At 48.2% G+C, this 26,832-nt stretch carries 21 protein-coding genes, 2 tRNA genes and 1 pseudogene; 4 read left to right on the top strand and 20 right to left on the bottom strand.

Annotated features, from left to right (window positions below):
- Positions 1-144 precede the first annotated feature (144 nt).
- Positions 145-1,038 (bottom strand): ribokinase, encoded by an 894-nt coding sequence (locus ACTQ3A_RS00505; RefSeq protein WP_441494222.1) that lies wholly within the window; start codon positions 1,036-1,038, stop codon positions 145-147.
- Between the two features lie 480 nt (positions 1,039-1,518).
- On the opposite strand from ACTQ3A_RS00505, the gene ACTQ3A_RS00500 reads away from it, so the two are divergent.
- Positions 1,519-1,770 carry a hypothetical protein gene (locus ACTQ3A_RS00500; protein ID WP_441494223.1) on the top strand — a complete coding sequence of 84 codons (252 nt, stop codon included), beginning with the start codon at positions 1,519-1,521 and terminating at the stop codon, positions 1,768-1,770.
- Positions 1,771-1,958: 188 nt separating this feature from the next.
- On the opposite strand, the gene ACTQ3A_RS00495 is transcribed toward ACTQ3A_RS00500, so the two are convergent.
- The 9 genes from ACTQ3A_RS00495 to ACTQ3A_RS00455 form a co-directional block, all read right to left on the bottom strand.
- A complete protein-coding gene (locus ACTQ3A_RS00495; RefSeq protein ID WP_441494224.1) occupies positions 1,959-2,600 on the bottom strand; it encodes a dihydroxyacetone kinase family protein in 642 nt (213 codons plus the stop codon).
- Positions 2,601-2,625: 25 nt separating this feature from the next.
- Entirely contained in the window at positions 2,626-3,615 is a 990-nt protein-coding gene (locus ACTQ3A_RS00490; protein WP_441494225.1) for a dihydroxyacetone kinase subunit DhaK, read from the bottom strand.
- Positions 3,616-3,617: 2 nt separating this feature from the next.
- Positions 3,618-4,055, bottom strand: coding sequence for an RbsD/FucU family protein (locus ACTQ3A_RS00485; protein WP_441494226.1), 438 nt, complete (start codon positions 4,053-4,055; stop codon positions 3,618-3,620).
- A 110-nt stretch (positions 4,056-4,165) separates the two neighbouring features.
- A complete protein-coding gene (locus ACTQ3A_RS00480) occupies positions 4,166-4,861 on the bottom strand; it encodes a class II aldolase/adducin family protein (RefSeq protein ID WP_441494227.1) in 696 nt (231 codons plus the stop codon).
- A gap of 127 nt (positions 4,862-4,988) precedes the next feature.
- Positions 4,989-6,092, bottom strand: coding sequence for an S-methyl-5-thioribose-1-phosphate isomerase (gene mtnA, locus ACTQ3A_RS00475; protein WP_441494228.1), 1,104 nt, complete (start codon positions 6,090-6,092; stop codon positions 4,989-4,991).
- A gap of 126 nt (positions 6,093-6,218) precedes the next feature.
- Positions 6,219-7,478: an S-methyl-5-thioribose kinase gene (mtnK, locus tag ACTQ3A_RS00470; protein ID WP_279200232.1), complete on the bottom strand. Its 1,260-nt coding sequence runs from the start codon at positions 7,476-7,478 to the stop codon at positions 6,219-6,221.
- A 79-nt stretch (positions 7,479-7,557) separates the two neighbouring features.
- On the bottom strand, positions 7,558-8,532 hold the full coding sequence (locus ACTQ3A_RS00465; RefSeq protein ID WP_441494259.1) for an ABC transporter permease: 975 nt from the start codon (positions 8,530-8,532) through the stop codon (positions 7,558-7,560).
- A 51-nt stretch (positions 8,533-8,583) separates the two neighbouring features.
- Complete coding sequence (locus ACTQ3A_RS00460; RefSeq protein WP_441494229.1) at positions 8,584-10,101, bottom strand: sugar ABC transporter ATP-binding protein; 1,518 nt, start codon at positions 10,099-10,101, stop codon at positions 8,584-8,586.
- Between the two features lie 141 nt (positions 10,102-10,242).
- Entirely contained in the window at positions 10,243-11,472 is a 1,230-nt protein-coding gene (locus ACTQ3A_RS00455) for a substrate-binding domain-containing protein (RefSeq protein WP_441494230.1), read from the bottom strand.
- Positions 11,473-12,050: 578 nt separating this feature from the next.
- Between ACTQ3A_RS00455 and ACTQ3A_RS00450 the strand changes: the two genes are divergently transcribed.
- On the top strand, positions 12,051-12,854 hold the full coding sequence (locus tag ACTQ3A_RS00450) for a DeoR/GlpR family DNA-binding transcription regulator (RefSeq protein WP_441494231.1): 804 nt from the start codon (positions 12,051-12,053) through the stop codon (positions 12,852-12,854).
- A 161-nt stretch (positions 12,855-13,015) separates the two neighbouring features.
- Here the strand turns inward: ACTQ3A_RS00450 and ACTQ3A_RS00445 are convergent, their stop codons facing one another.
- The 5 genes and pseudogenes from ACTQ3A_RS00445 to ACTQ3A_RS00425 all read right to left on the bottom strand — a co-directional run bounded on the left by ACTQ3A_RS00445 (position 13,016) and on the right by ACTQ3A_RS00425 (position 19,855).
- Positions 13,016-16,258, bottom strand: coding sequence for a glycoside hydrolase family 2 TIM barrel-domain containing protein (locus tag ACTQ3A_RS00445; RefSeq protein ID WP_441494232.1), 3,243 nt, complete (start codon positions 16,256-16,258; stop codon positions 13,016-13,018).
- A 34-nt stretch (positions 16,259-16,292) separates the two neighbouring features.
- Positions 16,293-16,418, bottom strand: a pseudogene (locus ACTQ3A_RS00440) (carbohydrate ABC transporter permease); the annotation flags it as partial.
- Positions 16,419-16,649: 231 nt separating this feature from the next.
- Complete coding sequence (locus ACTQ3A_RS00435) at positions 16,650-18,158, bottom strand: MFS transporter (protein ID WP_441494233.1); 1,509 nt, start codon at positions 18,156-18,158, stop codon at positions 16,650-16,652.
- A gap of 3 nt (positions 18,159-18,161) precedes the next feature.
- The gene (locus tag ACTQ3A_RS00430) at positions 18,162-19,121 is read right to left on the bottom strand and encodes an alpha/beta fold hydrolase (RefSeq protein WP_441100657.1); all 960 of its coding nucleotides are present in this window, start codon (positions 19,119-19,121) and stop codon (positions 18,162-18,164) included.
- 2 nt (positions 19,122-19,123) lie between these two features.
- Positions 19,124-19,855 (bottom strand): glycerophosphodiester phosphodiesterase, encoded by a 732-nt coding sequence (locus ACTQ3A_RS00425; protein ID WP_441100658.1) that lies wholly within the window; start codon positions 19,853-19,855, stop codon positions 19,124-19,126.
- Between the two features lie 373 nt (positions 19,856-20,228).
- On the opposite strand from ACTQ3A_RS00425, the gene ACTQ3A_RS00420 reads away from it, so the two are divergent.
- Together ACTQ3A_RS00420 and rlmD are read left to right on the top strand one after the other, a co-directional pair.
- Positions 20,229-20,516: a hypothetical protein gene (locus ACTQ3A_RS00420; protein ID WP_441100659.1), complete on the top strand. Its 288-nt coding sequence runs from the start codon at positions 20,229-20,231 to the stop codon at positions 20,514-20,516.
- A 257-nt stretch (positions 20,517-20,773) separates the two neighbouring features.
- Positions 20,774-22,180: a 23S rRNA (uracil(1939)-C(5))-methyltransferase RlmD gene (gene rlmD / locus ACTQ3A_RS00415; RefSeq protein ID WP_441494234.1), complete on the top strand. Its 1,407-nt coding sequence runs from the start codon at positions 20,774-20,776 to the stop codon at positions 22,178-22,180.
- 6 nt (positions 22,181-22,186) lie between these two features.
- Here the strand turns inward: rlmD and ACTQ3A_RS00410 are convergent, their stop codons facing one another.
- The 5 genes from ACTQ3A_RS00410 to purN all read right to left on the bottom strand — a co-directional run bounded on the left by ACTQ3A_RS00410 (position 22,187) and on the right by purN (position 26,724).
- Positions 22,187-23,269 carry a diguanylate cyclase domain-containing protein gene (locus ACTQ3A_RS00410; RefSeq protein ID WP_441495210.1) on the bottom strand — a complete coding sequence of 361 codons (1,083 nt, stop codon included), beginning with the start codon at positions 23,267-23,269 and terminating at the stop codon, positions 22,187-22,189.
- Between the two features lie 208 nt (positions 23,270-23,477).
- Positions 23,478-23,551, bottom strand: a tRNA-Met gene (locus ACTQ3A_RS00405).
- A 32-nt stretch (positions 23,552-23,583) separates the two neighbouring features.
- Positions 23,584-23,656 (bottom strand) — tRNA-Val (locus ACTQ3A_RS00400).
- Positions 23,657-24,586: 930 nt separating this feature from the next.
- Positions 24,587-25,870, bottom strand: coding sequence for a phosphoribosylamine--glycine ligase (purD, locus tag ACTQ3A_RS00395; protein WP_441100734.1), 1,284 nt, complete (start codon positions 25,868-25,870; stop codon positions 24,587-24,589).
- 209 nt (positions 25,871-26,079) lie between these two features.
- Positions 26,080-26,724: a phosphoribosylglycinamide formyltransferase gene (gene purN / locus ACTQ3A_RS00390; RefSeq protein ID WP_441100662.1), complete on the bottom strand. Its 645-nt coding sequence runs from the start codon at positions 26,722-26,724 to the stop codon at positions 26,080-26,082.
- Positions 26,725-26,832 lie beyond the last annotated feature (108 nt).

The following is a 26,832-nucleotide window of genomic DNA, read 5'->3' as shown; positions in this document are numbered from 1 at the left end:
CGCCCGTATGCTCAGCACTTGCCACCTTAACGCTGCACACATCTGCTCCGGCGCTCTTTCCGGCGCTCTTTCCGGCGCTCATTCCGGATCAATACATCGGCAACAATCTGTCTGTCAGCAATATGTCATTCCTGCTCAGCAGCCTCAGAATCGGAAGTTCACCACCTCATCCATGACAGGAATGGAAGGTGCCGCTCCCGGTCTTGACACCGTGACCGCGGATGCCCTCGCTGCCAGATCCAGCGCTTCCTCAGGTGTTCTTCCGCCAATGACGGATGCAAGGAAATAACCGGTGAACGTATCTCCCGCAGCTGTTGTGTCCACTGCTTTCACTTTGTAAATGCTCTTTCGGATGATTTCACCTTGATAAATATATACCGAACCGGCAGATCCCAGCGTCAGTATCGTATGTGCTTTTGGGAAGATACTTTCAAGGCCCTCCATCAGCTTTTCCGGATCATCAGAAGGATAACCGGTGATCTGTCCTGCCTCGATTTCATTCACAAAGAAATAGTCCACATATTCGAGAGGGAGGTCATTGATTTTTTCATTCATCGGAGAGGGATTCAACACGATTGTCATCCCCGTTTCATGCGCTTTCTCAATAATATACTTCAAATTGTTGATTTCATTCTGAAGAACGATCCAGTCCCCCTTTTCAAAATGACGCAGGGTCTGATCCACCTGTTCTTCTGTCACCGCCTGATTCGCACCGCCGAACAGAATGATGCAGTTGTCTCCATCATCCGTATTCTGTATGATCGTATGTCCGACCGGTATGTCATCCAGGTATCGGACAAAATCCGTATTCACACCTGCATCCCTTAAAACCTGAAGAAGAATTTCCCCTCCCTTTCCGATGCATCCCGCATGGTAAACCTCAAGTCCCGCGCGACTGAGTGCCACGGACTGATTCAGTCCCTTTCCACCCGGAAAAATATTCCTGTCTGTCGCAGAAAGTGTCTCTCCCCTGACAATAACGTGCGGCACCTTGTACACGTAATCTACATTAAGTGAACCGAAATTGATCATCTTCATAAATTACTATCCTCCTGAATGATCACATGCCCTCTTACGATGGCCCATCTTTTTCTTCCGCTGACCCGGCAATAGAGAAATTGCACGGCAGTCTGACACACCTGCCGGTGCAGATACTCTCCGGACAGCGAACCAATGCCTGCTGACTGCGTTGTTCAATCCTTTCATTCATATATTCAATATAGCATATTCAGACACTATCCTAAATCTGCATTTGTTTTTCATAAGCATCATCTATCAGCGGTGAGCTCACAACAGCTCCATCAATTCCATGCTTCTTACGAAAACACTGACAGGACTCTGCGCGGTCCTAAAATTACGAACCGATAACGCACGCATTATCCAGACTTAAAATAAAATCATCTAAATTTAAAGGGAGATAGTGGAATTCGTCAGACATCTGCGTTAAAATACAATTACAAGAAACAATTTGTATTCCGGACAAGCAGATTCCGGAACCTTTGAATGGAGGGATACGAAATGAAAACGATGAAAACAAATCAGCTTCAGGCCGAAAATAATACAGCTTCCGCAAATCACCATCTGTCGCTTCAAAGGAAGCTTGCCATCGTGATTATGGCAATCGCACTCGCAACAATCGGCATTTTCTATTTTGTCTGCTACATCAACGGCGGCGATATGCGGTCCGTATACGAGGCGGTTCTTCCGTATCTGATGTCCGGAATTCTGGTCCTGAGTCTCGCAATAATGGGGATCAGTCTTCAGAAATGACCCGTGAGCATGCCGGGCACCATTATCATGAATTTCTCTAAACGAGATAAAACACGCTGCGCGAGTTTTATCTCGCTATCGCGACGCTCGCCGCACACGAATACTTCGCATTCGGCTGTGGCTCACTGTTCGCGTAAATACCGACAGGAGGCTGCCGCAGCAGCCTCCTGTTGTATATCACGTTTTATTTATTCTCTGCAAAAATCAGCAATCGACTCTACGAGATATTTTCCAGCAACCGCGCCCTGGTCACAGATTCCTTTTGCCGCATCCTTATGCACAGCAGCTTTTCCGTATTTCGGGATCATATTCTTTGTTGCTTCTGCCCCTGATTCAGCTCCTTTCGCCGCAGCATCCACTATAGCTACAAGCGACGCATCCGGATTGGAACGAAGTAATTCTTCCGCCGCTCCTGCAGCCGCATCAACGGCATCAAGGATGGTCCTGTCCCCTGGCTCGCACTTTCCTCTTTTTTTTATTCCGTCCGCATACCCACGTAAAAACGCTGCCATACCTGCCCCGGAAATCTCAGCTTTACCAGCTACAGCTTTTCCACCTCCCATCAGTCCGGATCCCATGAGAAAGCCCATCGTAGAAGGAATCAGAGACGACATTTTCATTCCGCACTTCATAATTGCTTTTCCTATGTCTGGTTCCTCCAATTCCGTCACCACCTCCGGTAGTGCGCCGAATCCCTTCTTCATGGTAAGGCCAAGATCACCATCTCCAAGCTTTGCGTCCATCTCGCATAATTCATCTGCATGTTTTTCAAACATATCTGCGATCTTTCTGAAAAAATCCGGAAGATCCTCTCTTCTTATGCTTTTCACTTATTTTTCCCTCTTCCATGCATCCTTATACAATTGTAATAAATGGTGTATGCACCGGATAATCAAGATACTCCTTCATTTCATCATCCACCCTACAGATTGAAATAGAAGCGCCGGCCATCTCCATCGACGTGGCGTATTCTCCTACAAAGCTTCTATATACTCTGACTTTTTTCTGATTCAGAAGATCCAGAACATCACCGCAAAGAATATATAATTCTTCCTGTGATGTAGCTCCAAGCCCATTAATCAGAATACTTACTTCCTCGCCTTCTTCTACCTTCATATCCTTGAAAATGGTTTCCAAAGATTCCTCTGCGAGTTCTTTGCTGCTCTTGATCGGACCGTTCCAGATTCCCGGTTCACCGTGAATCCCCATCCCCATTGCCATTTCATTTTCCCCAAGAGTAAAATTGGAATGACCAAGTTCAGGAATCACACAAGGCGTAAGCGCAAAGCCGACGGTCCGCGTCGCTTCCTTTGCTTTTTCAGCCGCTTTCAGCACCTCATCAAGATTCCCCATCTGCGCCGCCTTTGCTCCTGCCGCTTTATACATAAAGAAAATCCCCGCGACGCCGCGACGGACAGACGGATCACCGGAACAAACGTCATCTGCTCCAACAATGGAAGCTGTCTTAATATCCTCCATCTCACACATATCCGAGGCCATATCAAACGCCATGATATCCCCTGTGTAATTTCCATACAGGTAAAGCACTCCGGCGCCGCTTTCAACCTCTTTCGTAATTTCAAAAATCTGCTCCGGTGACGGAGACTGAAATACGCTTCCGACACCGCATCCATCCAGCAGTCCTTCTCCCACATATCCCAGAAACAAAGGAAGATGTCCTGTTCCTCCGCCCGTTATGATGGCAACCTTTCCAGGGGTTTTCTTCGCAGTGCAATAGCATCGAAGATCTCCAGCAGTGTATTTCACCTCACCCCTATGTGCTGCATAGATTCCCTTAAGCATATCATCCGTATATTCTTCCGGCTTATTCAGTATCTTTTTCATCCTCACAGGCATCCTTTCTGTAAAATAATGCAGGCATAATATGCATGCTCCGTCGTCGACACTACAGCGTATGACTTTTTTGCAAGATCATAGAATGTGAAACGGTCCGTATAGGAAACTGCAGAATCTCCTCTGCTGTCATATTTCCCGACAATCCGTGAAAATTCACCCCACACCGGGGTTGGAAGATCCGATTGTTCTGCCGGCTTATCCATGATAATCACCGGATGTTCTACAAATGTATCAAGCGGAAACAGCTGCAGCACGGCGTCGAGCACTTCTGTCGCCCTGTGTCCGTCACAGCGGATATTTCTTTCTCCGTCTGCAATAGACGCCGCCGGAAAATTACAGTCACCAATGACAAGTCTGTCACCATGCCCCATTTCTGCAAGTATCTTTAAAAACTCCGGAGATAACAGATCCGGTATCCCTTTCAGCATATTTTTTCCTTTCTGACAGCAAAGATCTAAAAAGAACCAAAATCGGTCTAAACGGCGCTGTTCATAGATACAATCAGGAATCCTCTTGATTCTCTGGAGTGAAATCTCACTCACGTTGGCCTGCCGCCCCTGTGGATTCCCAGCTTCTCACGAATCCCAATCAGCTGATTTACCTGCTCGTCCGTATATTGATTTACCTGGTCACCAAAGAACAACTTTGAATACAAGATAATCTCCGCAAAATATTCTACGGTTTCCAGACGGTAATATGCCTGTATGATGCTTTCTTCACTCCAGGTAAGCACCCCGTGATTTCCCAGCAGTACAGCATTGTACTCATTCACATAGGGAGCTATGGAATCCGGCACGTCCTGTGTACCAGGAATTACTGTTTTGGCACAAGGAACTACTCCAAGCTGAACAATTCCTTCTGGAAGAAGACGACTGTCGATCGGTTTGTTTGCGATTGCGAACAGAGTTGCAAACTTAGGATGTGCATGTACAACCGATTTTACCCGCTTGTCCTCCTGATAAACTCTCAGATGCATACGGATTTCACTGGAAGGTTTCAGGGTTCCCTCCAGAATTTCTCCATCCAGCTTCATTTTTATCAGGTCTTTCTCCTGCATAAATCCTTTACTGACTCCTGTCGGAGTGACCCAGATGGTATCTTCTGAAACCTTACAGGATATGTTGCCATCATTAGCCGCAACATATCTGTTCTCATACATTCTCCTGCCCACCTCAAGAATCATATTCCGTGCAGCTGAATCATCCGGATACCCGTTCTTTACTTCCAATATCACTTCATATCCCTCCATCATCGAATAGCATTATTAGTTCTCCGCATCCCTGCAGCCTCCGATTTTCCGTGTCACATGAACGCTGGAAATATCAGAATATCTGATAATCTGCAGAATACGGCGATAATGATTAATGGATACCAAGTTTTTTGAACGCTTCCTCATAAGGCGCTTTGCACAGGCCCTTTTCTGTGATAATTCCAGTAATAAGTCTGTGATCTGCAACATCAAACGCCGGGTTAAAAGAAGCATCTACCCCTGCCGGAGCCATCGGTTCTTTATACCACATGCTCTTGATTTCTTCGGGATCTCGCATCTCAATCGGAATGTCGTCACCGGTGGGTGTTGCCATGTCGATCGTAGAACTTGGCGCACAGATATACATCGGAATACCATAATGATGTGCCAATACTGCCAGGGCAGAGGTCCCGATTTTATTTGCAGCATCGCCGTTTGCGGCTACCCGGTCACAGCCTACAAAAATTATCTTTATCTTTCCAGTCTTCATCAGCAGCGCTGCCATATTATCGCACTGAACGGACGTTGTAATCCCTGCATTGCAAAGTTCAAAAGATGTCAGTCTTGCACCCTGCAGAAGAGGCCTTGTTTCATCGCAATATACATGCATGTCAGTGCCACTCCATCCATGCTCCAGCGCCATATACATCGGCGCAGTCGCCGTGCCATATTTCGCAGTTGCCAGAGTTCCGGCATTACAATGTGTGAGGATTCCCAGCTCCTTTCCATCCTCTTTCAGATCCTCCAGTAAACGGAAACCGATCTCTCCGATATTTTTGCTGATCTGAACATCCTCTTCCCGGATTTTCTCTGCCTCATTATAAAGAATCTGTTTAATTTCCGGAACCGTCCTGGAGCTGTTCGCAATCACAGTATCTTCCATTCGATTCAATGCCCAGAACAGATTAACGGCTGTCGGTCTGGAACTGGCCAGATAATCCTTTGAAGCTTTAAACTGTTTGTAGAAATCCTCATAATTCTTCGCCTGAATCTCATTCGCCACTACTGCTATTCCATATGCGGCTGAAACGCCAATGGCCGGCGCCCCTCTTACACGAAGTTTCTTTATTGCTTCCCAGATTTCCTCCTGTGTCCGGATCTGAATCCTCTTGATGGTATTTGGCAGAAGAGTCTGATCAATGATATCTACACTTTTTTTCTCAGGTCCCCATTTAACGGTAATTACTTTCTCAAAAAAATCATTTAAAGATGACATATTTGTATATCTCCTTTCAGCCCTCCGAATCGGAGCTTTCCCACTTCCATTATACCCGTATCGATGTATGGAAGCGGGAATTCACCTGATGCAGGCTATTTCTTCTCACTTTTCCTGCCGTTCTGATCACAGCGTCTTAACCGCAGCCTCCCTGGCATTAAGAACAGCGTCAACGAAGTCTTTCCCGGTCTTAAAGCGTCCCTGATGAAGTATATAGTCTTTTCCGGCAAGAATATTGATCCTTTCTGCCAGAAGACGTTTTCTTTCGTCCTTTATGGATGTCACATCCACTACATTCGCCATACCAACTGTTCTTCTGTGCAGCTCCGTTCCTGCATATCCGGCAGTATCACGAAGAATGCTGTCAATGTAATACTCTTTAAAGCCTGGTACCTTTGCCATAGGCTCTGTCACTGCTTCATCATAAAGGGTGCTGAATTTACTGATGAAAAGATCAATTGTTTTCTCAATCGTATCCAGACACCAGCTGCAGAAAACATCGTCGTCGGCAGACAGGCCATTATCATAGGCAAAAATCATATTTGCCACAACATTTCCGATATCATATCCCATAGGGGCAAAAGTTCCGAATTCGCAGTCAAAAATCTTTGTAGCGTCCGGTTTAATGAAAACCGATCCGGTATGAAGATCTCCATGCAGGAGCGCCTGCGCATTTGTCATAAAGTTGAACTTTAATTTGGAAACCTCAAGGTGTAACGCATCATCGCTGTACAGTTCTTTCTCTACAAACTCTCTGTTAGGTGGAAATACATTGTTCCTTGAAGAGCCCAGATACGGCTCCATAAGCACCAATTTTTCGGTGATATCACAGAGATCCGGTGTAATGAAGCGCCTGGTAAGTTCTTTTTTCTCTTTGTGATCCATGACCACATCACTAGACAGAAGCAGCGTTCTCGCCATGAATGTAGAGATATCATCAGCGAATCTTGGAAATGTCTTGTGCTCCAGCATAGCATCCCGCATCACCTCGAAATCACTGCAGTCTTCCATTCCGGAAGCACACATAACCGTATCAAAGAAATAGATGTGCGGCACCATCCCGGGAGCCATTTTCTCTTCCAATTCAAGGATTTCGCTCTCCTGCCGGTTCCGATCCAGAGAAGCAGTCATATCTTTCGATATCCGTGTCTCCAATCCTGCCTGCTTGATATAAATAGAATGTCCCTTCGCGTCATATACGCGGCAGACATGATTGAGATTACCATGCTCGGACGGAATTTTTGCTTTCATCGTAGCGGTATCCCAGTCAATTTTCCCGGCATCGGTCCCCTGTGTTTTCAGAAGCGTGTAGGCAATAACCGTCTTCTCGGTCCCTTCCGGGTCATCCTCGTTAATCATTAAAAAATATTTTGAAAAATCGCTCATGATTTACCTCTCTTACAAAAACAATCTTGATAAATATCATCATTATTTCCGATCAATCCAGACACCACTTCCAGTCAGATCAATTTTCCTTCTTGGATGCATATGCAGCGATCAGAGCGAGCGCAAGAACCGCTCCCTTAACAGCCGGAAGTACATAGTAAGGAACCGCAAGAATGGTAAGCCCGTTTTCAAGAGTAGATACCAGTGCCGCGCCGATCAGCGTTCCAAGTGCATTTGGTTTCTCAGCGCCTCCTACCGTACGTCCTACAAATACTGCTGCCAGAGAAGGCATCAGATAGTTATCACAGCACATTACCTGCGCGGAGCTTCCTCTTGAAGAAACCAGAATTCCGGCAATTGCGATGAAAACTGCCGTAATCATACCTGCCAGATAACGATATTTCTTGACATTGATTCCGGACAATTTTGCCGCTTCTCTGTTACCGCCCATTGCATACAGAAATCTGCCATGCTTTGTATAAGTAAGAAATACATGTGCTACACCAACGCATACCAGCATGATGATAATAATCCACGGCGCACGTCCGATTGCCTGAAAGCCATTGGACAGTGTCGTCCTAGCCGGATCTGCTCCCCAGGAGGTCTTCATACCTGTTGATACAGCGCCTCCGCCAATGTACCATTGTCCAAGTCCCTGATGCACGAACATTAATGCGCAGGTTGCCAGCATATCAGGAATCTTGCAGACCAGAATCAGGAACATCGTCATCTGATACATCACCATCGTCACAACGATACAGAACAGAATGGACACCGGAACGCTGAACCCGAACCAAAGATATCCGGACACAAACGCATAAGCGGAACAGCTCGCCAGCGTCGCTGCGGACATATCGAATCCATCCGGAGCCATTGTGATCGTCGCCGCAATACCGAAGACGGTATTGATCGCCATTGCACGGAGAATATTCACGACATTGCTTCCGGATGCAAACTTACTGCCGCTGATAATTGAAAAAGCAATAAAACACAGAAAGAGCGCCAGAACCGCAGCCCAGTTTACAAAGAACCTAATGATTTTCTTACTATCGATACCAGCTTTTGTATTCACAGTTGTTTCCTCCAGTTATAATTATTTGCGGCTTCAGGACTCTGTTCCGCCGACCGCGAAGTTCATAATCCGGTTGTCCGTTGCTTCTTTTGTATCTAATTCGGCTACGATCTTCCCGCTATACATGACATATATGCGGTCTGTCAATGACAGCAGCTCTGAATCCTCACAGGACGCATACAAAACTCCTTTTCCTCTTTTTGCGATATTATTGATCAAACGGAAAATATCCTGCTTTGCTCCTACATCCACACCTTTTGTCGGTTCATCAAAGATGTAGATATCACAGTCTGCGGAGAGCCATTTGCCTACAGCAACCTTCTGCTGATTGCCACCGGAAAGATTTCGAACCTGCTGACGGATAGACGGTGTTTTTATTTCAAGATCTTTGACTAGCTTTCTGGCATTCTCGTTGACCTTTCTGCGGTTAACAAAGGACGCCGTGCAGAAATCCCCAAGGCTTGCCGCAGATAGATTGAACGCAACCGTCTCATTTACCAGAACGCCTTCTTTCCTTCTTTCCTCTGGTACAAGGGCAATTCCCTGGCGCACCGCATCGGATGGTGTTCTTATCTTCAATTCCTTTCCATTTAACGTTACCGTTCCGCCGGTTTTCTTATACGCGCCGAAGATTGTCTTGCACAGCTCTGATTTTCCCGCTCCAACCAGTCCGGCGATTCCGACAATTTCTCCTTTTCTTACATGCAGCGTAACATCGTCTACTTTTCCATCTGCTCCGCTCAGATGATCGATTTTCAGCAGATCATCACCGATTTCACAGCTTTCCTTCGGGAAATTTTCTTCAAATGAACGGCCAAGCATTTGCTCAACGATTTCTTTTGTAGTTGTTGATGGCGTGATCATCGAGGTTCCGACAATCTGACCATTTCTCATGACAGTGTATTTTTCACAGATTTCAAGAATTTCATTTAGTCTGTGGCTGATAAAAATAACCGCAATTCCTTCCGTTTCTCTTAACCTTCTGACGATATGAAACAGCTCCTCTGTCTCGGAAGTACTTAATGGGGCTGTCGGTTCGTCCAGTATCAGGAACTTGCAGTCCATGCGCACTGCCCTGGCAATCAGAACCATCTGTTTTTGTGCCAGGGACAGATTCTGAACAAGCGTCCTGACATTTATATCTTCGATGTTCAGTCTGGCAAGTGCCTTTTTTGCCTCATCCCTCACATATTTCCATCTCATCACTCCGCCGCCATGCATAACCATCTCATTAAGCATGATATTCTCGGCAACCGAGAGAGTAGGTACAAGTGCTGTGTCAACCTCTTGATATACAATCTGTATTCCCAATTTCTTGGCATCTACCGGCTGCCGCAGCTCAATTTTTTTGCCGTCCAGCAGAACTTCTCCTGTATAAGTCGGATTTGCTCCTGCCAGAACCTTCATCAAAGTAGACTTGCCTGCTCCATTTGCGCCAACCACTGCTCTTATTTCCCCGGTTGTCACTGAAAAATTGACGTCATCCAACGCTTTTACGCCTGGAAATTCAATGGAGACATGTCTCGTTTCTAGCGTAGATTTTTCCTTCATCTTTTGCCCTTTGTCCTCCAGCTGACCATTTCATCCAGGATAACTGTCTTCTCAGACAGCGAGGGCGCCGGGTTTCTGAACCGACGCCCTCTCCTCAAGATCACCGTGCTATTTAATATTTAAGATTCCAATACTATTGAATTATTTATGAAGCAGATCCTTCGGCATCCAGCTTGCCTCAGAGAGATAATCCAGATTGCCGTAGGTTTCTCCCGCAATGTCGCCCAGATTCTCAACGGTCGAATCGGATTTCAAATTCTTGGCAAGAATGGCAGTACCTGGAACTTCTACGACATCAACGCCCTTCTTTCCTGTTGCCGGATCATAGATATCATCATAATCATCCGCCATCTCAAGGAAGAGGATACGCATCGCGATTTCACCGTTCATTGTCCAGTCTGTTGTTCCGGCGGCTGTCCAGATGTCCGGTCTTGTCTGCATGTTCGTTACATCGACATTATCGATATCAACAGATGCCATCGGAAGTGCATCGCCGTTGTTTCCATTCATATTGTCGTTTTCAAGAATTGCGTTATATACGCCCTGGCCATAAAGATCATAGAAGGAAATGATACCATCAACATCATCCCGATTGACTGTCTGCAGATATGCTGCCGTTACAGTATTTGCAGAATCAACGGAGTCCTCCAGCGGCTGTACCTCGCCAACCGTCTCGATCTTGCCTGCTTTTTCATATTCTTCCCAACCTACTTCACGGCGGTCAAACGGGCTATTATAGTTCGGGCCTCTCCATACCTTGATCAGACGAACCGGTCCATCTTCTCCCTTTTCCTTCTTGGCTTCAATCATCGAATCCAGAAGAACCGTTACCAGAGATTTATCCTGCTGGAACATCTGTGTTACACCATCAATCTTCTGATACTCACCATCGGTATAGAACTGAGTATCAAAGGTAACAATCTTCATATCTGGATACGAGTCGTGGATCTCCTTCAGGAATACATAAGATCCGTCCTGATTTCCGTGGCTCACAACCAAACCGTCATAGCCTGCCTCTGCACAGGTCCTGATCGTATCCTGCCACTTATTGAAATCTCCGTCGCAGAAGAAGAAATCAAAATCCACTCCCATTGCCTTGCAAAGATTTGCACAGGAATCTTTCCACATCTGGAAAATTGTAGCCGACGGAAGAAGCATGATGTATGCAACCTTCTTACCTGCTACGGGATTGTCAGTATTAACCGTAACTGACGTGGCAGCTGTGCTCGTTGATGCCACTGCCTCCGATTTTGCAGAAGCAGAGGATGATCCGGAACCAGAACCGCCGCCTGATCCGCAGGCGGAAAGCCCGGCTATCATCGCTGTTGCAAGTACAGTAGCAAGAACCTTTTTCAAAGCTTTTGTTTTCATAATTCTCCTCCTTCGTTATACGCTTGTGAACTCACATTCATTTTCCTGCATTTCACAGTATTCGGTGATCTTTGTATTCTTACTGTTTGGTTGAGCTTTATGTTATTCCCGCCTGTTGTTATCTGACCTGTATAACTTCTGGCTGATATCTGTTCCCAAAATGTGATATATTCTTCATGTTTTGCAACAAATACTAACATATATTAACTTTTGCCATTTGGATAAATGAACGTTTTTGTTCTTCATTGGCCTCATAGTACACGAATATTCTCCTTTTGTCAATCATTATCATGAATTTATGATAGTATTTGTTAGATTCACACGATTATTAGGGTTTAATTTTGTTATTTATTACCGCTTGCAATAACATTATTTCTCATTTACTATCATAATTAATGTGAGAGTTTATCATTTTTTATCATTTCACAGAATTTTCAAGTATTGTTTCTTGTTAATTCTTTGTCGATGTGTTACACTCATCGCGAAGATTTAGAAAGATGAAGATTATGAAGAAATACAACACTTTCTTAATATCTTTTCTATCTATGATCGATAAGGCAGAGACAGGAGGCACAATCATGTTAAAGAAAAAAATGAGGATTCAGGCCATCGCTCAGGACATGGTCAATAATCCCACATATACGATAAAAAACCTGGCTGACAAATATCACGTTTCAGAAATGACAGTTCGAAGAGATATCCGTTACATTGAGGAAAATGGTTTTCCTGAGCAGCCCGTTCCATTACCCGGACAATATGTCGCGGCTCCTGCCTCCCCGTCGCAAAACAGCTCCGTAGAAATACCAGTCAAAAGCGGTTATGAATTTTCTGCGGCAAACGCACTGAACAGCGACAGCAAACGCAGGATCGGAGCTTATGCAGCCACTCTTTTGAAACCAAATGACGTGATTATTCTGGATACAGGAACTACCGTGAATTGCATGATGCAGGCACTTCCTGATGACATTCCGCTCACCGTTATCTGCTATAATTTCAACGTCATGCAGACGCTGTACAGCCGCAAAAATATCCAGATCATTCTGGCAGGCGGTTATTTTCACCGATCCTCACTCTCCTTCGAGTCCACGGAAAATACAGAACTGCTGAAAAGGCTTCGGGCATCAAAGATATTTATTTCAACATCCGGCGTAGAAAAAATGGGGCTGACCTGTTCCAATCAATTCGAAGTCACAACCAAATCCACTGCGCTCCATTCTTCCCGCACCAAAATTCTTCTGGCAGACTCATCAAAATTCGGTGTTGTCCGCTCAAGTCTGTTTGCCCCACTCGAGGAAATGGATATGATCATCAGTGACACCGGCCTTTCCTCGGACTGGAAGCAGTACCTGGAAGAAAAAAACATTCCTCTTGAACTGGTCTGATCATCTCTGCGCAGTCGGTTCTGCATAAAGACAGTACCAGAAAATTATCTCAATCGAAAATGCCGCACCCTTATCTCCCCGAAATGGATTTGAATTTTATCCATTCCGGAACATAAAGGTGCGGCTTTTTCTGCCGGTTATATTCTTAACTTTATGTTTTCTCAGATTCCTCTGAAGGAGAACTCGATCTCCATCGGCTTCGTGTTGTCCAGACGATATTCCGGATGAACCTGTGCGCCCCAGGAGTCATCTCCTCCGACGCCCATCTGAAGCCCGACTCTCACGCAGGTATGAACCGTCTCCGGAAGCTCGTTCGGATGCGATGCGCATTCCAGCTCCTCGGGCGTGTACGGAAGCGCGGAGAACTGCAGTCCGTTCACCTTGAAACGAAGGCCTCTTCCAAGACTGTCGGTCACCTCGGCCCATCTGACATCTGTGTGATTTCCGCACTCCTGCGGGCGAAGATACCCGGCCATACACTTATCGACAGTGGTCCGATAAACTCCGATTTTCGCGTTGCGGCGGTCCAGGTAGGTTTCCTCAGGGCCCGCGCCGTACCATTTCAGATGATTCTCGTCAGCGTCCAGCATAAACAGCATACTGAACTCCGGGAGCTCTCCGATTTCCCGGGAGGCATCCATCTGCATACGGACAGAAATCTCTCCGTCCGGCTTCACGGAATAGGTCACCAGGCAGTCCTTCGCCGGTATAGTTGCGAGATGGTACGTGTATGTGACGGTTACCAGATCTTCCGAAATGTCGATCTTGTAATCGGTCACCTGTCTCTCTTCCTGCGAAATCGTGGTTGCGAAAAGTCCAGCCTGTCTCCACTGTCCCGCGCGCATCGGGAAGAGGCATCCCCTATCATTGTCCGTCATCGCTCTCCAGAAATTCGGGCGCGGATTTGCCTTAAGCATTTCTCTTCCTGCATATACGTAGGAGACGAGACCGCCGTGAAGATTGGAAAACAGAACACGGAAATGCTCACCGGATACGCCAAGATTAACCGCGCCCTTTACGACCTTCATCCTGCTGCCGGATTCCGATATCGCCCGGTTATTCTTGATTCCGGAAACAGAATCTGCCTGTACATTCTTTTCTCCAGAAGCGATCATCTTCTGCGCCCACGCAATCTCGGTGCCTGCCGGCGCCCAGGGTGTCTCCTCCCTGGTGACGAATGATACTGTGAGGGCTGCCTCTCCTGCCAAAACCGGTATCTCAACCGGCAGAGAAATTGTTTTCTCCTCCTGCGGTCCGACCGACACCGAAGTTTTCACACGACAGATCTCGCGATCCTCCCCGGTCAGGGTAATCACACAGTCAAACCGGTCTGTATTCGTAAACAGGAACTTGTTCTTTACAACAGCGGTGATTCCCGTGGCGGCGGTTCCGGCTGATCTGTCTGCAGATGCCGGATCCGAGGCCCTGACAGATTCCGCTCCAATGCTTACACAGATACTTTGATATCCGTTCCGAACCTCCTGCATCTTCGGAGATGGAGTTCTGGTATCTCCGTAGACGATTCCGTTTCCGGAGAAATTCCCGTCATGCGGCCGGTCGTCAAAGTCGCCTCCATAGCCCAGATAGGTTCTGCCGTACCGGTCCTTCCGAAGGATCGCCTGATCGATATAATCCCAGATGAATCCGCCCTGATACAGCGGATCGTCTTCCGCAAGCTCGATATATTTCAGAAACGCGCCGCAGGAATTGCCCATGGCATGCGCATATTCACAGCAGATATAGGGTTTCTCCCTGTGCTCCGACAGGAATTTTCGAATCTCCTGAACCGGCGTATACATGGTACTGACCACATCTGTCGTGTCCGGATAGCGGTCATCGTGGGCCACTCCCTCATAGTGCACAAGTCTCGAAGCATCCTCCGCATGGAAAAAGCGGGACATTTCGTAGAGATCTTTTCCTCCCAGCGACTCGTTTCCGCAGGACCAGAGCAGCACGCAGGCATGGTTTTTGTCCCGCTGAAGCATGCTGTTCGCACGGTCCAGAATCAGATCAAGGTACTCAGGTCTGTCCCCGGGGACTGTCTCCTCGAGTGTGATATCGCCCCGGAATACCATGTCCCACAGCCCATGCGTTTCCAGATTCGTTTCATCGATAACATAGAGGCCGTAGAGATCACAGAACCGGTAGAAGGCGGTCTGGTTCGGGTAGTGGCTCGTACGGACCGCATTGATGTTGTTGCGCTTCATCGTCAGAAGATCGGTGCGAATCGTCTCCGCATCAATCGCCCTTCCCCTGTCCGCGCTGAACTCATGGCGGTTCACTCCATTGAACACGATGCGTTTTCCATTGATATGCATCATGTGATTAATCATCTCAAAACGGCGGAATCCGAAGAGCTCAAGGACGGTCTCTCTGCGGATATTATTGCTGTCGAAGGCACGTATTCTCACCTGATACAGGAAGGGATCCTCCGCGCTCCAGAGCCGTGGTTCACCGGCATCCAGAAGGATTTCCGCCCGGTATGCGGATTTTTCATTCTCTCTTGCAAAAGCAAAGCGCTTTCCGGCGCCATTGAGGGAATCCTCGGCCGTCTTCTCTTCTGTCCGCGCTTTCACAGGTCCTGCTTCCACTTTGTGAAGCTCCGCCTTCTTCACAGAGATTACCTTACCCTCTCTGCCTTCCAGTGATAGCTCAATGCTCCCCTCTTTCGTGCCATAGATTTCTGCCTTCAGAGAAGCGTGGCGATAATCATCTGCCACCTCCGGTGTGAGACGCAGATCGCTCACATGAAGATCCGGTATCATGATCAGATATACATCCCGGAAAATGCCGGAGAACCGGAAGAAATCCTGATCCTCACACCAGCTTCCCGCCGTAAACCGGAACACACGAACCGCCAGCTTGTTTTCTCCATCCACGAGATAAGGTGTCAGATCAAACTCTGACGGGGTGAAGCTGTCCTCACTGTATCCTATATAACTGCCATTCAGCCAGAGCGCGAACCCGCTCTCAACGCCTTCAAAACAGATATGCAGTTCATGATTTCGCATGTTTTCGGGGACTGTAAAATACCGGACATAACTCGCGACCGGGTTGAACTCCTCCGGGATCTGTCCCGGTAAGATTTTCTCGATTCCGTCCCACGGATACTGGGTGTTGACATACTGCGGATGTCCGTATCCCTGCATCTGGATGTGTCCCGGAACCCGAATGTCCGCCCAGCCTCTGCAGTCATAGTCAGCTGCTTCAAATCCCTTAATCGCTTCCCGGTAATTCTCCGCGTAGGAAAACTTCCACACTCCGCTCAGCAGATAACGGCAGTCAGACTCCTCCCTCGCTTTTCCCGGTTCGCCCTGATAGAACATGTGATCCGAATGCGCCGGCAGACGATTCTGGCTGAAGATCCGCGGATCTTTTACTATATTGTAATCAAATTCTGTCATTTCTAATTCCTTCCGTTCTCACACTGTATTCGGATTATTTAACAGCACCGGTAATACCTTCCGCAAACTGTTTCTGCAGTACGAAGAAGATGATCATCGTAGGAATGGAGCAGAAAAGTACACCGAGCATCAGCACGCCATAGTCTGTCGTATAACCCTTTCCGGTCTGAAATATCTGCTCTGACCGCATAGTTTCTGATCGCAGAATACCCGAGTGCACAACATCTGACCGCTGAACATCTGACCACGGAATGTCTGGTCACGGAATATCTGACCACGAAATGTCTGGCCACGGAATGTCTGGTCACGGAATGTCTGGCCACGGAATATCTGACCACGGAATATCGGACCACAGAATATCTGAGGTTTCACGCCGCAGCCCGGCATAACCTCAGGCATCTCCGTTTTCTTCCTTTCCGTGGGTTCTGTTTCCGACCCACTGGTTCCGGATATTCCAGAGTTTGTCAAAAGGCATTCCCGTCACCTTCTCGCATATGCGGATCTCCTCCGGCGTTGCCTCTGAGCTGTCCTCTCCTCTGCGTCTGCGGATCTCCTTCTTGACAATATTGAATTCCTTTTCTGTCATCGGGAAAAGATACCCGAATACAAATAAGAGTACGCAGAGAATGACCGGCATGAGTACAAAAATCGCTGCGATTCCCTTCTGTGTGAACGCGGACTGCCTTGCCCCTTCGTTTGCCAGCTTCTCACTGTACCCGACCGCGGTGAGCAGAATACCGATCAGCCATGCAGAAAGTCCTGAAGAAATCTTCCTGGCAAAGGTTGACATTCCGGATACTACGCCGGGACGATGAATTGAAGTGATCAGCTCGTCTACATCAGGCATATCCGCCATGATGGCAAAGATACTCGTGAGCGTAGCCGCATTGCCGATTCCGATCCCGACTGCCAGCGCGAGGATCGGATAAATGCTGGCGCCCTCATAGGAGAACGGGATAAGGAGCAGCGTGCAGGCGACACGGATCGGGGCGCCGATCAGAATCGTCGTTCGCTTGGAGGTCTTCGCCATCACCGGGCCCCAGATCAGCATACCGATAAGCTGCGCTACAATCAGAGCCGCCATCAGATAGGTGACATAGTGATTCTTATAGCCGTTAATGACGTCATCCACATAGTATACCGCCATTCCGGATACAAAATCCATGCCGCACTGCCCCGTCAGGTAGATTCCAATAAAAAGGCGGAATGACCGGCTGCGGAATGCGCTTGCCGCATGATCGAAGCTGCTGATCATTTTAGAGCGAACCGGCGCGTGATAATTCTCCCAGGTTCCCCCAACCGTGATCAGACAGGTCACCAGGAACAGAAGTCCGAAGATAACGCCGCAGCGAAGATACATGGTTGTCTTCGTCGTATCTGTGATCAGAAGCGTCGGAGCAACTCCGCAGACCATCGCTCCAAGCGTGGACCAGATCATACGGACATTGGAGAAACGTGATCTGGTGTCGTAATCATCCACCATGTCCGGCAGAAGCCCGTTATAAGGAACCATCAGGATCGTCGATCCGGTTGAGAACAGGCAGTACATAATCACATAGAAAATGAACATCGTGACAGGTCTGTCTGTGCGGAACGGTACCCACAGCGTGGCAAAGGTCAGCGCCGTCGCAAAGGAACCGATCAGCATATAGAAACGCTTGGCGCCCATCTTCGCGCTGGTCCGGTCCGCGATATTTCCCATGATCGGGTCTGTGACCGCGTCCCAGAAATGTCCGATCAGGGGAACCGTTCCGGCGAGCGCCGCCGGCATCCCGATCGCCTTGATCAGAAAGACAGAGAAGAACGCATTAATGATGACGAAGGCTCCTCCGTTGAAAAACTCACCCGCCCCGTACATGAACTGGGACGATAATCCTGTACTGTGCTTTCCTGACTGCATGTGTCACTCCTTTCTCATGGAGTCAAGCTCCTGGAACAGCTTCTCGTAGTAGTCCTTACGCACATCCGTCGCTGCATTGAAGATCTCATGCCGCGATGTCGGAAACTCATAGCGGTGCGTCTGTGGAAGTGCCCGGAAGAGATCACGGTATCCCTCAGGATCAACCAGATGATCCTGCCCCGCCATGAAAACAGCGAGCGGTGTCCGGATCTTCTTCGCGTCGCGTATCAGTCTCGCTGTCGCCTCCAGGCTGGCGATCGACCAGCCGAACGTAGCTCCGTAGGTCTGGTAGTTATCATTCGCGCACCGCATCTCAAACATGTAATCATAACGGGAACGCGACTGACAGCTGGACTGTTCAAAAATATTGACCCCGTCGAAACGGCTCTGTCCCGCCGAAAGCTTTTTCTTCATATGGAACAGCGTCACCAGAAACCGCATCGCCCGTATCTGCGCCTCAGAATAACCCTTTGTCTTCAGCTTCAGCATCGGGCTTGAAAGCACAGCCCCACCGAAGTCTTCCGGATAATTCTCCAGATACAGAGACGCGATCGCCCCTCCCATCGAATGGGCAAACAGGAGCCTTCGATGGCTGTCCGCCGAAACGACCTGATCATAGAATCCCTTCATATCTGAGACATACGTATCATAATTATCAATATGGACCAGATCCTTCTCCTTCAGTTTTCCACCGGACAGTCCATGTCCACGCATCTCCGGAAAATAGAATCCGAATCCGTGCCTGTAAAAATACCAGGACATCTCATGATACTTGCCGTAAAACTCACAGAAGCCGTGAAACATCACCACGACAGCCGTTGCATTTTCCGGTATCGCATAATAGTAATGGATCTTTGTCCCATCGGAGGAGATAAAATAATTCTCCTTCACGCACTCCTCCCGCCATCGGCGGCAGGGCCCGTCCATTGCCTGTCTGTAATCATCTTCACCGAGGAATTCCATGATTATTTCCTCCTGAACAGCTCCAGCGCCTTCTTCGGATAATTTGTAATGACCGCATTCACGCCGGCATCCTGGCACATCTTCATGTACTTCTCATCGTTTACCGTCCAGACATTTACATCGATGTCCTTCTCCCTGCACTCCTCCATGAATCCCGGGAACTGAAGATTATAGAGCGCCGGATGAAGTGCGTCCACTCCGTGATTTTTTGCGTAGGAAGGCATGTCGAGTGTTCCGTCCGCATACAGGAATCCGGTCCTGGCATTCGGATCCAGTTCCTTGATCTTCATGACGGAATAATGATTGAAGGAGGAATAAATGACCCTGTCCTCATAGTGATTTTCCTGCGTCATTTTGACGATGGCATTTTCAATGTCCTTATAAAAAATGATTCCGGTCTTCAGCTCGATATTAATCACAAGACCGGTATCCCGGAGCGCGTCAAAAACCTCCTGCATCGTGGGAATCCGGGCTCCCTCATACGCCTTGTTGCCGTTGTCGAAATTCATCTTCTTCAATTCTTCCAGCGTATAATCCTTCACCCATCCGGCCCCGTCAGAGGTACGGTCAATCTTTTCGTCATGGCATACGACAATCTGATTGTCACGGGTCAGCTGAACATCCAGTTCCACGCCATCGGCGCCCATCTCCGCAGCCAGTCGGAATGCCTCCAGTGTATTCTCCGGAGCATATCCACTTGCCCCTCTGTGTGCCCAAACAAAAGGTGTACTCATAATAAGCCTCCATTCAAAAGAAATGTTCTATCTCGCTGCATCTCAACAGAATATGATTCATACCCCATTGTGCTGCAACAGGATATGATTCATACCCCCCATTGTACTGCAACGAGAAAAAATTTATATCTCATTGTACCGCAACACCAGATAGGATTTCAATATTTTTACCTAAACTCCGAATTATGCTTATGTAAAAATTATACGTTTTCTACAAAAACACCGGTCTCTCCGGCAAGTATTTCCCTGTTGATTCCTTGTTTTTTCGCACGTACTTATGATATAATAGCGTTAATTGAGAGTTAATCTTAAAGCGCAGAATGAGGGGGATACCGCTGCAATATTAAATTCTAGCGAAATGGAGTGACCGATCATGGATAAGGAATCAATCAAGGCAATTATCGATGCCATTCAGGCAAAGAAGAACAGCACAACGATGAAGAAGGGTTCTCTGCTCAGAATTATTGCGATAGCCGTCGCCGCAACCGCTGCGGTCTGTGGAATTGCATACGCAGTATACCGCTACTTCACACCGGATTATCTGGAAGATTTCGATGACGAAGACTTTGACGATGATTTTGACAGCTATTTTGATGAGAACGACAAAGACGAAGAAGAGAAATCCTCCGGAAAGAGTTCCGATGAATCCGGCGAAGACTGACATCATCCGCTGAATGGATCACCTCAGACCTGCGGATATCCGGCGGCAAAACCGGTATTCAATCACAAGAACAGCAACAGAGCGGAAATAATACTAAGCTCCGACACATGATGTGCCGGGGCTTTTTTGAGGAGAAGTTATTTTTTTATCCGTTCATAAGCCGTTATCATCAATCCACGTTATTATTCATCCGTTGATACCATATTCATCCGTTATTACCATATTCATCCTGTATTACAACCGAAAGGATTTTATTTATGAAAAAAGGTGAGATCTACGAGGGCACTGTCGACCATATTTCCTTCCCGAACAAAGGACACGTCCTTGTCGCCGGGGAAGACAGTGAGGTAATTGTCAAGAACACTATCCCCGGTCAGACCGTACGCTTCCGCATCAACAAGAAGAAGGCCGGACGCTTAGAAGGACAGCTTCTGGAGGTTCTTCAGCCATCCATTCTCGAGACAGCCGACCCCGGATGCAGTCTGTTTCCGCGCTGCGGCGGCTGCACCTACCGCACACTTCCTTATGCGGAACAGCTTGCGCTGAAGGAAGGCGAAATCAAGTCTCTGATCGGCAGAGCGCTGGCCGAGGGCGGGCAGATCCGGAGCGACGGCTCCCCGGACTATGTATTCGAGGGTGTCAAACCGAGTCCCGAAGAAAAAGGTTACCGCAACAAGATGGAATATGCCTTCGGGGACATGGAAAAGGACGGCGAACTGACCCTTGGTCTTCACAGGAAGAACAGCACCTACGATATTCTGACGGCTGACCACTGCCAGATCGTGCACGAAGATTTCAACCGCATCCTCTCCTGCGTGCTTGAATTCTGCCGGGCGCACCACTGGCCGTATTTCCATAAGATCTCCCACGAAGGATATCTGCGTCATCTTCTGGTGAGACGCGCATCCATAACCGGTGAGATACTGGTCGATCTTGTCACAAGCTCTCAGTATCCGGAGCAGGAAGCTCTTCAGGAACTGTGCGCGAAGCTGAGAGACCTGGACCTTGAGGGAACGCTAACCGGCGTTCTGCATACCGTAAACGACTCCGTCGCGGATATCATCCGTAACGATCGCACCGATCTGCTCTACGGAAGAGACTATTTCTACGAGGAGCTTCTCGGTCTCCGGTTCCGCATCACTCCTTTTTCCTTTTTCCAGACAAACTCCAGAGGTGCAGAGGTCCTTTACAGCACCGCCAGAGAATTTCTGGGAGATGTCGGGAATCAGACTGTCTTCGACCTCTACAGCGGTACCGGAACCATCGCACAGATCATCGCTCCGGTGGCGAAAAAGGTCGTGGGTGTCGAGATCGTAGAGGAAGCCGTAGAGGCAGCCCGTGAAAATGCCTGCCTGAATCATCTCGACAACTGTCATTTTCTCGCAGGCGATGTTCTGAAGGTTCTCGACGAAATTCCGGACAAGCCCGACTCCATCATTCTCGATCCGCCCCGCGAGGGGATTCACCCAAAAGCCCTGCCCAAAATCATCGCCTACGGCGTCAACAAGATTATCTACATTTCCTGCAAACCCACGAGCCTTGCCAGAGATCTCCCGGTATTTCTGACGCATGGCTACCGGCTGGAGCGAATTGCCTGCGTTGACCTGTTCCCCGCGACCGTGCATGTGGAGACGGTTGTCCTGCTGTCGCGGACCGAAATTTGATTCCGTTCACTCCTTCTGGTGCGCGAGGCGCTTGTCTTCGTAAAGCATGCGGTCCGCCGCGGCAGTCAGCTCTTTTGGCGGCATTGAAGAAGACATACACAGCGAGTATCCGACGCTGATCGAAAGACGATATGGAAGGTGGAATCTGTCTGCATCCTCCTCTACCTGCTGATGCAGCAGTTCCACAAAGCTGCTGACCGGCTCCAGCGCACTCTGCGTACCAATGATCAAAAATTCATCGCCGCCCCAACGGGACAGGAATACCGGATATTTTCCCGAGACCTGTGTCAGAGATGATGCTATGGTCTGGAGTGCGCGGTCACCTTCCAGGTGTCCGTACTTATCATTGATCAGCTTGAACCGGTTCACATCAATCATAAAAAGATAGAAGCCATTGGATGCATCTGCCTTCTCGATGTATTCCTCAAGAATCTGATCGGAACGTCTGCGGTTGTTCAGGCCCGTCAGCGCATCGGAATAAATCTGCATCTCCTGTACATTGACAAAGAACAACAGCAGCGCCGAGAGGATACTCGGTGCCATTGTCGGTGTGTCCGGCACAATGCTGTCCAGAATGCCCGCGGCAAAAGGGAACAGAACGAATGTAATCATCGTGAAATATCCCTTCTTTACCGATCTGGACTTTGCATGTATGGATTTGATGACCGCATGTATTGTCACCAGCAACAGGTAGATAAAATCAAATACCATGACCAGGTCATACAACGGTCCGTGATATTCGGATACAGCATCGCTGTAGAAGATCAGGCCCGTCTGCAGGGAACTGAAAATCAGTATCACAGAGATAAGCATCGGTGCTGCTGTGACGGGCAGGAACCATTTTCTGCCAAACAGCTGGTGCTTCATCCGTACCTCCGAAAATAAATACCAGATAAAACACATCACCGGCTGACACGCAAGCCCGACCGCGTTCAGCACACTGCGCGCATGCCATGGCATATAAATCATGTGACTGGCACCGATTTCCCACAAACTGTCATCGATCATGAAGATACAGAAGACAGACAGAAGGAGTCTGAACAGATGAATCTCAAGCACTCCTGCCAGGTCATCTCCTGTATGGAACAAAAGAATAGCAGCACATATAAGACAGCTCAAATTTATGATCAAATAATTTACCGCAGCCATTTGTATCCGGTCACCGCCTTTCCACTCCCCTCCTGCCGGGAGATTCAATTAACAAAGCATTAACAAGCTGCAACAGCCAAGTGTAAAAGCAGAACGTGTAATACAGAAAAAGGGAAGTCAGGCAAAAACCTGACTTCCCGATTATACGTAGCGAGAGGGAGACTCGAACTCTCGACACTGCGGGTATGAACCGCATGCTCTAGCCAACTGAGCTATCTCGCCATATTAAATCGCTGCGATATGAGTGAAAGATATGGGACCTACAGGGCTCGAACCTGTGACCCTCTGCTTGTAAGGCAGATGCTCTCCCAGCTGAGCTAAGATCCCGTTTGCTTTGTTTCTTTCCTCAACTCGCTTTGCTATTATAACCTGATATTGTTTCAATTGTCAACACTTTTTTGAAAAAACATTTATGGCTTTTTTGAAAAACCATTTATGGCTTTTATGAACAGTTATAAAACATTTATGAAATGCCGAACCCAATGGGAAAGGGCTGCCTGATCGTCTCATTCAAATCAAGCAGCCCTCTTAATGAATATCCTGAAGTTTCACTGTATAACCTCACTTTCTATTCATTATACCATATTCACTTTTCTGGCAGATCTTCCGGATCAAATGTTTCTTCGCCTTCCGACTTCTCAGATCTCGTTCTTCGCTCATCGCACTCCTGCGATTTGATTTTTCTGTGAGTATTTTTTTAGCTTTATCAGTTAAATCCTATTGAGCTCGCATAACATTCAACTGCTTTCCCGTTCTCTGATCATCCGGCTTTCACTTTCCCATCGGACCATCCTCCTGAAGTAAATATATTCGAAAGAAAATCGGTAACTTTTATTCCTTATTGGTTATCTCTTTTCTTGAGTCTATAATACAGAACTAATTGAGATTTGTCAACCGTTTTTTGCAAATATTTTTATTAAAATATATTTGTCAGAGTATTCTGCATATTTAGCAATTTACCTGTTCTCACAAACAAGGCGCCAACGAGATAAAACACGCTGTGCGAGTTTTATCTCGCTATCGCGACGCTCGCCGCACACGAATACTTCGCATCCGGCTGCGGCTCACTGTTCGCGCAAAAAGTGCGGAAGCCCACACCATACTGCCGTGTGAGCTTCCGCGCGATATTTTTATGATGTTTTCCACAACAGCTCTGCTCCAATCTGCCATTCTACAGTGCCGCTGTCTGCTCAGCCTCTGAACGCATTGATTGGACGAGGAGCTCGCGAAGGGAATTGTGAAAGTACTGTCGTCTCCTCAGCCCTTGAACTCATCGATTGCGTGACCGATATCATGACGGTAATACTTATTCTGGAAGTCAATCCAGTCCACGGCCTTGTAGGCGTTTGCTCTTGCTTCCTTCAGATCCCTACCGAGTGCCGTGACGTTGAGCACACGTCCGCCGTTTGTCACAATCTCACCCTTGTCATTGAATTTTGTTCCGGCATGAAAGACATAATATCCGGGCTTGTTCTTGAAGTTCTCAAGTCCGTGAATCGGGAATCCCTTTTCATAGGAGACCGGATATCCGTCGCTGGCCAGCACGACGGTCACACAGGCATCATCCTTGAACTGCAGATCGATCTGATCGAGCGTACCATCAATGCATGCCTCGATGACATCGATAATGTCATTTTTCATTCTTGGAAGCACGACCTGCGCCTCCGGATCTCCGAACCGGGCATTGTACTCAAGCACCTTCGGGCCGTCGTCCGTAAGCATCAGGCCAAAGAAGATAATTCCCTTGAATGAGCGTCCCTCGGCCTTCATCGCATCCACGGTGGGCTGGAAGATGTATTTCTGGCAGAAATCGTCCACATCCTTTGTGTAAAACGGCGTCGGTGAGAAGTTGCCCATTCCTCCGGTATTCAGGCCCTGATCCCCGTCCTTGGCTCTCTTATGGTCCTGAGCAGATGCCATTGTCTTCACGATATTCCCGTCTACATAGGACAGCACCGATACCTCACGGCCGGTCATAAACTCTTCAATAACCAGTTCATCGCCTGCGTGACCGAATTTCTTATCGACCATCAGCTCCTTAACCCCGTCCTTCGCCTCCTGAAGGTTGTTACAGATCAGCACACCCTTGCCAAGCGCGAGGCCGTCCGCCTTCAGAACAATCGGGTACTTCTGATTTTTCTCGAGATAGGCAATCGCATCCTCCGGAGATGTAAATGTCTCATAGGAGGCCGTAGGGATGTTGTATTTCTTCATCAGATTCTTTGAGAATGCCTTGGAGCCCTCGAGGATCGCCGCATTTTTTCTCGGTCCGAAGACACGCAGTCCTTCCGCCTCAAACGCATCGACAATTCCGCCTACCAGTGGATCGTCCATTCCGACGATCGTCAGGTCAATTCCCTTCTCCCTGGCAAAGGCGGTCAGCTTATCGAATTCCATCGCCCCGATCGGAACGCATTCCGCCAATTCTGCGATTCCGGCATTGCCCGGCGCACAGTATATCTTTTCAACCTTCGGGCTCTGCGCAACCTTCCATACGATTGCATGCTCCCGTCCGCCGCCTCCGACTACCAGTACTTTCATTCCCATGTCGCGCTCCTCGCTTTCTTTTTATCCTGCAGGCAGCCGGTCTGTATACAGGCCGCATACGCCCTATCCCATACCGGATCACCTGTCTGCACTCAAATCAATACCTGCGCTGTCGTTTCCTGTCAGAATGCCTGTACACCGACAGCATCCTCTGCGCAGATCATCCGCTGTTTATCAGAACTTCTCTGTCCCTGTGTGATCGCTCAGATCTCACCAAAGGTATAATCCCGGATCTGCACCTTTCCGTCTCTTACGGATACCCTTCCGTTTGCGATCAGGTTAATCGCCTCCGGCATGATCTTCCATTCCGCCTGTTCCATTACGCGCCGCTGAAGGATCTCCGGCGTGTCTCCGTTCTGTACATAGACTGCCTTCTGAAGAATGATCGGCCCCGTATCCGTCCCTGCGTCTACGAAGTGAACCGTCGCTCCGGTCACTCTGACGCCACGCTCCAGCACCTTCTCATGCACATGCAGGCCGTAATAACCGGTCCCGCAGAAAGCAGGGATCAGTGCCGGATGGATATTGATCATGCGATTTGGAAAGGCTTCCACCATCTTCTTCGGGATTACAACCATACAGCCGGCCAGAACCACCAGATCCGGATGATAGGACTGTGTCTTCTCCAGATATGCGTCCTCAAATTCCGCCCGGCTTGCGAAATCCGCAGGTCTTACAACCGCGGCCTCGATTCCCTTTTTCTTCGCCCGCTCCAGGGCATAAGCCTTCGGATTATTGCTGATCACTCCGACAACCTCGGCATTTGTAATTGTCCCGCTGTCAATTGCATCCAGAATGGCCTGCAGATTTGTTCCGCCGCCGGAAACCAGCACTGCGATTCTCAGCATTATTTTTTCCTCCTGCCCTTTGCGTTCTTCGAAATCGCAGTCAGTACGATTACCCGTATAGCGTGCATTGATGACCGAACACGGTTTCGAAGACAGCAATAATATCAT

Origin of the sequence: Bilifractor sp. LCP21S3_F8 (assembly GCF_052117805.1) — a bacterium.
Classification (GTDB): Bacteria; Bacillota; Clostridia; order Lachnospirales; family Lachnospiraceae; genus Bilifractor.
This window is presented reverse-complemented; position numbering and strand designations above follow the sequence as displayed.

What these genes read in the sequence shown, in the direction of transcription:
- ACTQ3A_RS00420 (WP_441100659.1), top strand. Translation starts at nt 20,229, where the DNA reads ATGGATAAGGAATCAATCAAGGCAATTATCGATGCCATTCAGGCAAAG.
- rlmD (WP_441494234.1), top strand. Translation starts at nt 20,774, where the DNA reads ATGAAAAAAGGTGAGATCTACGAGGGCACTGTCGACCATATTTCCTTC.
- ACTQ3A_RS00430 (WP_441100657.1), bottom strand. Translation starts at nt 19,121, where the DNA reads ATGGAATTCCTCGGTGAAGATGATTACAGACAGGCAATGGACGGGCCC.
- ACTQ3A_RS00485 (WP_441494226.1), bottom strand. Translation starts at nt 4,055, where the DNA reads ATGCTGAAAGGGATACCGGATCTGTTATCTCCGGAGTTTTTAAAGATA.
- ACTQ3A_RS00460 (WP_441494229.1), bottom strand. Translation starts at nt 10,101, where the DNA reads ATGAAGGAAAAATCTACGCTAGAAACGAGACATGTCTCCATTGAATTT.
- purD (WP_441100734.1), bottom strand. Translation starts at nt 25,870, where the DNA reads ATGAAAGTACTGGTAGTCGGAGGCGGCGGACGGGAGCATGCAATCGTA.
- ACTQ3A_RS00425 (WP_441100658.1), bottom strand. Translation starts at nt 19,855, where the DNA reads ATGAGTACACCTTTTGTTTGGGCACACAGAGGGGCAAGTGGATATGCT.
- mtnA (WP_441494228.1), bottom strand. Translation starts at nt 6,092, where the DNA reads ATGTCATCTTTAAATGATTTTTTTGAGAAAGTAATTACCGTTAAATGG.
- ACTQ3A_RS00490 (WP_441494225.1), bottom strand. Translation starts at nt 3,615, where the DNA reads ATGAAAAAGATACTGAATAAGCCGGAAGAATATACGGATGATATGCTT.
- purN (WP_441100662.1), bottom strand. Translation starts at nt 26,724, where the DNA reads ATGCTGAGAATCGCAGTGCTGGTTTCCGGCGGCGGAACAAATCTGCAG.
- ACTQ3A_RS00455 (WP_441494230.1), bottom strand. Translation starts at nt 11,472, where the DNA reads ATGAAAACAAAAGCTTTGAAAAAGGTTCTTGCTACTGTACTTGCAACA.
- ACTQ3A_RS00505 (WP_441494222.1), bottom strand. Translation starts at nt 1,038, where the DNA reads ATGAAGATGATCAATTTCGGTTCACTTAATGTAGATTACGTGTACAAG.
- ACTQ3A_RS00500 (WP_441494223.1), top strand. Translation starts at nt 1,519, where the DNA reads ATGAAAACGATGAAAACAAATCAGCTTCAGGCCGAAAATAATACAGCT.
- ACTQ3A_RS00435 (WP_441494233.1), bottom strand. Translation starts at nt 18,158, where the DNA reads ATGCAGTCAGGAAAGCACAGTACAGGATTATCGTCCCAGTTCATGTAC.
- ACTQ3A_RS00450 (WP_441494231.1), top strand. Translation starts at nt 12,051, where the DNA reads ATGTTAAAGAAAAAAATGAGGATTCAGGCCATCGCTCAGGACATGGTC.
- mtnK (WP_279200232.1), bottom strand. Translation starts at nt 7,478, where the DNA reads ATGAGCGATTTTTCAAAATATTTTTTAATGATTAACGAGGATGACCCG.
- ACTQ3A_RS00445 (WP_441494232.1), bottom strand. Translation starts at nt 16,258, where the DNA reads ATGACAGAATTTGATTACAATATAGTAAAAGATCCGCGGATCTTCAGC.